6 protein-coding genes are annotated in these 7,744 nt (G+C 56.8%); 2 read left to right on the top strand and 4 right to left on the bottom strand.

The window, feature by feature from the left end; translation table 11 throughout:
* Nucleotides 1–68 precede the first annotated feature (68 nt).
* Genes hemG through pepQ form a run of 4 tightly spaced genes read right to left on the bottom strand, consistent with a single transcriptional unit; the run spans nucleotide 69 to nucleotide 4,063 of the window.
* Nucleotides 69–614: a menaquinone-dependent protoporphyrinogen IX dehydrogenase gene (hemG, locus tag IM290_RS16725; RefSeq protein ID WP_017382603.1), complete on the bottom strand. Its 546-nt coding sequence runs from the start codon at nucleotides 612–614 to the stop codon at nucleotides 69–71.
* Nucleotides 615–624: 10 nt separating this feature from the next.
* Nucleotides 625–2,076 carry a Trk system potassium transporter TrkH gene (gene trkH, locus IM290_RS16720; RefSeq protein WP_006808591.1) on the bottom strand — a complete coding sequence of 484 codons (1,452 nt, stop codon included), beginning with the start codon at nucleotides 2,074–2,076 and terminating at the stop codon, nucleotides 625–627.
* 41 nt (nucleotides 2,077–2,117) lie between these two features.
* Entirely contained in the window at nucleotides 2,118–2,732 is a 615-nt protein-coding gene (locus IM290_RS16715) for an IMPACT family protein (protein ID WP_015572737.1), read from the bottom strand.
* A complete protein-coding gene (gene pepQ / locus IM290_RS16710; protein ID WP_017382602.1) occupies nucleotides 2,732–4,063 on the bottom strand; it encodes a Xaa-Pro dipeptidase in 1,332 nt (443 codons plus the stop codon). The genes IM290_RS16715 and pepQ overlap by 1 nt, the downstream gene beginning before the upstream one ends.
* Nucleotides 4,064–4,253: 190 nt before the next feature.
* On the opposite strand from pepQ, the gene fadB reads away from it, so the two are divergent.
* Together fadB and fadA are read left to right on the top strand one after the other, a co-directional pair.
* The gene (fadB, locus tag IM290_RS16705; RefSeq protein ID WP_193042076.1) at nucleotides 4,254–6,443 is read left to right on the top strand and encodes a fatty acid oxidation complex subunit alpha FadB; all 2,190 of its coding nucleotides are present in this window, start codon (nucleotides 4,254–4,256) and stop codon (nucleotides 6,441–6,443) included.
* Nucleotides 6,444–6,452: 9 nt separating this feature from the next.
* A complete protein-coding gene (gene fadA / locus IM290_RS16700; RefSeq protein WP_193042077.1) occupies nucleotides 6,453–7,616 on the top strand; it encodes an acetyl-CoA C-acyltransferase FadA in 1,164 nt (387 codons plus the stop codon).
* Nucleotides 7,617–7,744: the final 128 nt, after the last annotated feature.

Below are 7,744 nucleotides of genomic sequence, written 5' to 3'. Positions count from 1 at the left end.
AGTTCTTCTGAAGTGACAAGCACTAAATACAAAAAAAATTTCGTTCGCTCATTTTTCAAACTCAACGCTTATTTATCCCGCGCATCGTCCGTTAAACGCGCAATTTCACGGGCAAAACTGGCGACCTGGGCCCAGTCGGTATAAACCACTTCTTTACGCGTATCCGTTTCCCCGCCCGTCATTTTCATGATCAGGCGGATCATAAAGCGGTCATACCAGCGGTAACGCGGGTAACGCAGCGCGCCAGCAAAGACAGAACAGATATCGGGCTGCCATGGCGAACTTAGCAAAAACTTGCGCGTATAGCTGTTGGTCTGCGGCGTACGCTTCTCCGCTTTACGGGCAACCAGGTTGACCGAGTAAAACGCGCCAGGCAGTTGAGCGAGCTCCGCCGTATGCTTTTTCACAAAGCGATCCAGCGCCGGATGGAAATGGCCGTAACGAATTGAAGCGCCAATGACCACGCGGTCGTAATCCTGCCAGGCAATCTGCTCTGTGCGATTCAGGTTCACCACATCAGAATAAATGCCCAGCTCTTTGAGTTCAGAAGCCAGATATGAAGCAATCTCACGCGTTTGTCCGTCACGCGTTGAGAAAAGAATTAACGTTTTCACCAATGTCTCCTTACTCACGCCAGAATGTTGGGGTAAACAGCACCAGCAGCGTAAAGACCTCAAGACGCCCAAACAGCATATTGGCGATTAAGATCCACTTCGCCACCGGGTTCATACTGGCGAAGTTATCCGCCACGACGCCCAGCCCCGGCCCCAGGTTGTTTAACGTTGCCACCACAGAGGCGAAGGCAGAGAAATCATCCACGCCCGTGGCGATAATCGCCAGCATACTGACAATAAAGACCAGCGCATAAGCGGAGAAGAATCCCCACACCGCTTCGAGGATGCGCTCCGGCAACGCGCGGTTCCCCAGCTTAATACTGTAAACCGCATTCGGGTGGACCAGACGTTTCAGCTCACGGTTCCCCTGCTTGAACAGCAGCAGAATGCGGATCACCTTCAGACCGCCGCCCGTTGACCCGGCGCAACCGCCGATAAACGCAGAGCACAACAGCAGCACCGGCAGGAACAGTGGCCAACGCGCAATACTGTCCGTGGTGAAACCAGCGGTTGTCGCCATCGATACCACCTGGAAGAAGGCCTGGTTCAGGGTCGTGACCGCCGAGTTATAAACATCGTGGAACCACAGTACCAGGGTACAGATAACCACCAGGGTCAGCTGGACGCCAATAAACATCCGGAATTCCGGGTCGCGCCAGTACACCTTCAGGCTCCTTCCGCTAAGCAACGAGAAGTGTAGACCGTAGTTACAGCCTGAGATCAGCAAAAAGATGGCAATGATGGTATTGATTGTCGGGCTGTCGAAGTAGCCGACGCTGGCATCGTGGGTGGAGAACCCGCCGATAGCAATAGTCGCAAAGCTGTGCCCGATGGCATCAAACGCAGGCATCCCGGCAAACCACAGCGCCAGCGCGCAGGCCACCGTCAGCAGGACATAGATAAGCCACAGGGTCTTCGCCGTCTCCGCAATACGCGGGCGCATCTTGTTATCTTTCAGCGGGCCGGGCATCTCCGCCCGGTAAAGCTGCATCCCCCCGACGCCCAGAATCGGCAGGATAGCCACCGCCAGGACGATGATCCCCATACCGCCGAACCACTGGAGCATCTGCCGGTAAAAGAGAATCGCATGCGGGAGCGAATCCAGCCCCACAAGCGTGGTGGCGCCGGTGGTCGTTAATCCGGAGAACGATTCAAAAAACGCATCCGTGACGGTGAGATTCGGTTGTTCGGAGAAGATAAACGGCAGCGCACCCACGCTTCCCAGTACCGTCCAGAACAGGACCACAATCAGAAACCCCTCCCGGGATTTCAGTTCACCTTTCTCACGGCGGTTTGGCCACCACAGCAGGGAGCCAATCGTCAGCGCGACAAAAAAGGTTTGCGTAAATGCACGCCCCGCGCCGTCCCGGTAGATGAGCGCCACCAGTCCGGGAATGATCATTGTCCCGGAGAAAAGTATGACCAGCAATCCAACGATTCGGGTAATGGCACGAAAATGCATCTCTGCCGCTTCCTTAGGTATTCAAAATTGTGAGGTGGGGATTATTCTTCAATCGGCAGTAATTGCAATGAACCGCGACTAAAATCAGCGAGTTTTGCTGAAAAAGCAGCCAGTTCCGCCTGAGGAAGCGCCACGCGTAATTGCACCATTGCCTGATAATCACTGTGTGCGATGACACCGTTAAACTGTTTAAGCAGTGCTTCGATACCCGATAGCTGGGCGTAATCGCATAACAAAGTATATTCCGTAAGAGGCGTTTTGCGGGTTGTTATCAGCAGATTAAGCGCCTGCTGGACACCACCTCCGTAGGCTTTAACCAGCCCTCCGGTGCCTAACAAAATGCCCCCGTAGTAGCGGACAACAACGGCGGTGATTTCACCCACGCCGCTGCCCATCAACTGGGATAGCATCGGTTTTCCGGCCGTACCCGCCGGTTCACCGTCGTCAGAAAACCCGAGCTGCTGTGAGTCGTCTGGCGGCCCTGCGACCCACGCCACACAGTGATGGCGGGCATCGGGGTGCTGCGCGCGGACGGACTCGACGAACGCCTTCGCCGCCTCCACGCCGTCGGTATGCGCCAGCAGCGTGATAAAGCGGCTTTTCTTGATTTCCTCAACAAAGGTGACCGGCTCGGCCGGTATCAGCCAGCTTTCCATCAGGCCAGCTTCAGATCTCGCGTCATGTTCTCAATGCTGTTCTCGTGAATAACCACGTTATCCTCGATACGAATGCCGCCATACGGCTTCAGCGCTTCAATTTTCTCCCAGTTGAAGTGCTTGCTGAATTGCCCTTCGCGCCACGGTGCCAGCAGGGATTCAATAAAGTAGATGCCCGGCTCGATGGTCAATACCATACGCGGCGCCAGAACGCGGGTGCAGCGAAGATAAGGATATTTAGACGGTGCCGCCAGGTGCGTACCGGTATCATCCTGCATAAAGCCCGCGACGTCATGAACCTGCAAACCCAGCGGGTGACCGATACCATGCGGCATAAATGGCCCGGTCAGATCGTTCTCAACCATCGCCTCTTCGCTCATGTCTTTGACAATCTGATGCTTACGCAGCAGTTTAGCGATGCGCTGATGGAACTGGATGTGATAATCCACGTAGCTGGTTCCGGCCTTCATGGTGCCAATCAGCGCCAGCTGTTCGTCGTTCACGTCTTTGATCAATTGCGCAAAATCGGTGTCCGCATTCGCCGCCCAGGTACGGGTCAGGTCTGCCGCATAACCATTGTACTCAGCCCCCGCGTCCAGCAGGAAGCTGCGCATCTCAGCCGGAACCTGATGATCCAGTTTGGTGTAGTGCAGAACCGAGGCATGTTCATTCAGCGCCACGATGTTGCTGTACGGCACGTCGGTATCGCGGTGGCCGGTCGCCGTCAGGTAGGCCTGATTAATATCGAACTCGCTCATACCGGACTGGAACGCTTCGTGCGCCGCACGGTGGCCATTCACCGCCGTTTTTTGCGCTTCACGCATGCAGTAAAGTTCGTAGTCGGTCTTGTAGGCGCGATAGTAGTGCAGATAATCCAGCACGCCTTTCGGGTTGAGTTTATCTGCCGGAATATCCAGACCCAGCGCACGCTCAGGAACCGGACCAATGTAGCCGATGTTGCCGCGCGCCGCTGGCAGCTGGCTGCCAATGCCGTCTGCTTTTGGCAGCGCAATCACGTCAATTTCTTCGGTCCAGAATGAGGTCGGCAACGGCTCAACGTTGTGCCAGTAATCGACCGGCAGGTAGAACCACAGTTTCGGCTTGTTCACGCCATCCACCAGCAGCCAGCAATTTGGAACCTGCGTGACAGGCACCCAGGCTTTAAACTGCGGGTTAACCTTGAAGGGATAAGCATGGTCATCAAGAAAAGTATTCATCAGCTCGCCGGAGTGGATCAGCAGGGCATCCAGCTTGAAGCGGGCCAGTACATCGCGGGTACGTTCCTGTAGGGTAACGATATGATTTTTATAAAGCGAAGCCAGTGAGTCCATCATTCTTCCTTTCGTTTTTTTGACCTCAAGTCATCGCATCTTAGCACACCTCACTGCGGCTGCGTGATTTCCACCGACCGTGATCAGCGCAGCAATTTCTTAATGACTAATTTGCATTTTATTAACATAAATTCCACACTCCGTTTCATCTGGTATGACCAGATCCAATTGCTGGATTCAGGAGACCGACATGCTCTACAAAGGCGACACCCTGTACGTAGACTGGCTGGAAGATGGCATTGCCGAACTGGTGTTCGATGCCCCCGGCTCAGTGAACAAGCTTGATACCGCGACGGTGGCCAGTCTTGGCCAGGCGCTGGATATACTTGAAAAGCAATCAGATTTAAAAGGGCTGCTGCTGCGCTCCAACAAAGCGGCCTTTATCGTTGGCGCGGATATCACCGAATTCCTGTCGCTGTTCCTGGTGCCCGAAGAACAGCTGAGCCAGTGGCTGCACTTCGCGAACAGCGTCTTTAATCGTCTGGAAGATCTGCCTGTCCCGACCCTTTCCGCCGTTAACGGTTACGCGCTGGGCGGCGGCTGTGAATGTGTATTAGCCACCGATTACCGTCTCGCCACGCCGGACCTGCGTATCGGCCTGCCGGAAACCAAGCTGGGCATCATGCCGGGCTTTGGCGGTTCCGTGCGTATGCCGCGCATGCTGGGTGCCGACAGCGCGCTGGAAATCATTGCCGCAGGTAAAGATGTGGGCGCGGAACAGGCACAGAAAATCGGACTGGTGGACGGCGTGGTTAAGCCTGAAAAACTGGTTGAAGGCGCTGTCGCCATTCTGCGTCAGGCGATTAACGGCGATCTCGACTGGAAAGCCAAACGTCAGCCAAAGCTGGAGCCATTAAAGCTCAGCAAAATTGAAGCCACCATGAGCTTCACCATCGCCAAAGGCATGGTGATGCAGACGGCGGGTAAACACTACCCGGCGCCGATCACGGCGGTGAAAACCATTGAAGCGGCAGCCCGTCTGGGCCGTGATGACGCTCTGAAGCTTGAAAACCAGAGCTTTGTCCCGCTGGCGCACACCAACGAAGCCCGCGCGCTGGTTGGTATCTTCCTTAACGATCAGTTCGTGAAAGGCAAAGCCAAACAACTCACCAAAAACGTTGAAACGCCAAAACACGCGGCGGTACTCGGCGCGGGCATTATGGGGGGCGGCATCGCCTATCAGTCTGCCTGGAAAGGCGTGCCGGTGGTGATGAAGGACATCAACGAGAAATCCCTGACGCTGGGCATGACCGAAGCGGCCAAGCTGCTGAATAAACAGCTTGAGCGCGGCAAAATTGATGGTCTGAAGCTTGCAGGCGTGATCTCCACCATCCAGCCAGTGCTGGAATACAGCGGTTTCGACCGTGTGGACGTGGTGGTTGAAGCGGTCGTCGAGAACCCGAAAGTGAAAAAAGCGGTGCTGGCCGAAACCGAAGACAAGGTGCGTCCGGAAACCGTGCTGGCCTCTAACACCTCCACCATTCCTATCAGCGAACTGGCGAGCGTGCTGAAGCGTCCGGAAAACTTCTGCGGGATGCACTTCTTTAACCCGGTGCACCGCATGCCGCTGGTCGAAGTGATCCGAGGGGAAAAAACCTCCGACGAAACCATCGCCAAAGTGGTGGCGTGGGCGAGCAAGATGGGCAAAACGCCGATCGTGGTTAACGACTGCCCGGGCTTCTTCGTTAACCGCGTGCTGTTCCCGTACTTCGCCGGTTTCAGCCAGCTGCTGCGCGACGGCGCAGACTTCCGCAAAATCGACAAAGTGATGGAAAAACAGTTCGGCTGGCCGATGGGCCCGGCGTATCTGCTGGACGTTGTCGGCATCGACACTGCCCATCACGCGCAGGCGGTGATGGCGGCGGGCTTCCCGCAGCGCATGCAGAAAGATTATCGCGACGCCATTGACGCCCTGTTCGACGCCAACCGCTTCGGGCAGAAAAACGGTCTGGGCTTCTGGCGCTATAAAGAAGACAGCAAAGGCAAACCGAAGAAAGAAGAAGATCCGGCGGTGGATGGCCTGCTGGCCGACGTCAGTCAGCCAAAACGCGACTTCACCGACGATGAGATCATCGCCCGGATGATGATCCCAATGGTCAACGAAGTGGTGCGCTGCCTCGAAGAAGGCATTATCGCCAGCCCGGCAGAAGCGGATATGGCGCTGGTGTACGGCCTCGGCTTCCCTCCGTTCCACGGAGGCGCGTTCCGCTGGCTGGATACGCTCGGCAGCGCCCGCTATCTCGATATGGCTCAGCAGTACCAGCACCTCGGCCCGCTTTATGAGGTGCCGGAAGGGCTGCGTAACAAAGCGCGCCATAACGAACCCTACTACCCAGCAGTTGAGCCAGCCCGTCCGGTTGGCGAACTGAAAACGGCTTAAGGAGTCACAATGGAAAAGGTTGTCATTGTTGATGCGATTCGCACCCCGATGGGCCGTTCAAAAGGCGGTGCATTCCGTAACGTGCGCGCGGAAGATCTCTCCGCGCATCTGATGCGTAGCCTGCTGGCGCGTAACCCGGCGCTGGACCCAGCAGCGCTGGACGATATCTACTGGGGCTGCGTGCAGCAGACGCTGGAGCAGGGCTTCAACATTGCCCGTAACGCGTCCCTGCTGGCGGAGATCCCGCATTCGGTTCCGGCCGTCACCGTCAACCGTCTTTGCGGTTCGTCGATGCAGGCGCTGCACGACGCGGCGCGGATGATCATGACCGGCGATGCGCAGGCCTGTCTGGTGGGCGGCGTGGAGCATATGGGCCACGTGCCAATGAGCCACGGGGTCGATTTCCATCCTGGCATGAGCCGCAACGTGGCGAAAGCCGCCGGTATGATGGGCCTGACCGCCGAGATGCTCTCCCGTCTGCACGGCATCAGCCGTGAGATGCAGGATGCGTTTGCCGCACGCTCGCATGCCCGCGCCTGGGCCGCCACGCAGTCTGGTGCCTTTAAGAATGAGATCATCCCAACCGGCGGTCACGACGCAGACGGCGTACTGAAGCAGTTCAGCTACGACGAAGTTATCCGCCCGGAAACCACGGCCGAAGCGCTTTCTACCCTGCGTCCGGCGTTTGATCCGGTCACCGGTACGGTAACGGCGGGCACCTCGTCTGCCCTGTCCGACGGTGCCGCCGCGATGCTGGTAATGAGCGAAAGCCGCGCCCGCGAATTAGGCCTGACGCCACGCGCCCGCGTGCGTTCGATGGCGGTCGTGGGCTGCGATCCTTCCATCATGGGTTACGGTCCGGTTCCGGCGTCAAAACTGGCGCTGAAAAAAGCGGGGCTGAGCGCAAGTGATATCGACCTCTTTGAGATGAACGAAGCGTTCGCCGCGCAGATCCTGCCGTGCATTAAAGATCTGGGGCTGATGGATCAGATCGACGAGAAGATTAACCTCAACGGCGGCGCGATCGCCCTCGGTCACCCGCTGGGCTGCTCCGGGGCGCGTATCAGTACCACGCTGATTAACCTGATGGAACGCAAAGATGCCCAGTTCGGACTGGCAACGATGTGTATTGGGTTGGGTCAGGGTATCGCGACGGTGTTTGAGAGGGTGTAAAGAAAAAGTATCTCAAAGTAACGTAGGCCCGATAAGCATCGCGCCATCGGTCTTTTGCCGGGAGGCGCTACGCTTTCCCGGCCTACGAAGAGAAAAAGTTTAGTTGCCGTTCTTCCCGCCTGTCAGGG

Origin of the sequence: Enterobacter cloacae complex sp. S1, from assembly GCF_014930525.1 — a bacterium.
Taxonomy (GTDB): Bacteria; Pseudomonadota; Gammaproteobacteria; order Enterobacterales; family Enterobacteriaceae; genus Enterobacter; species Enterobacter hormaechei_C.
The sequence above is the reverse complement of the archived record's forward strand: the minus strand, read 5'-3'. Positions and strand labels throughout refer to the sequence as shown.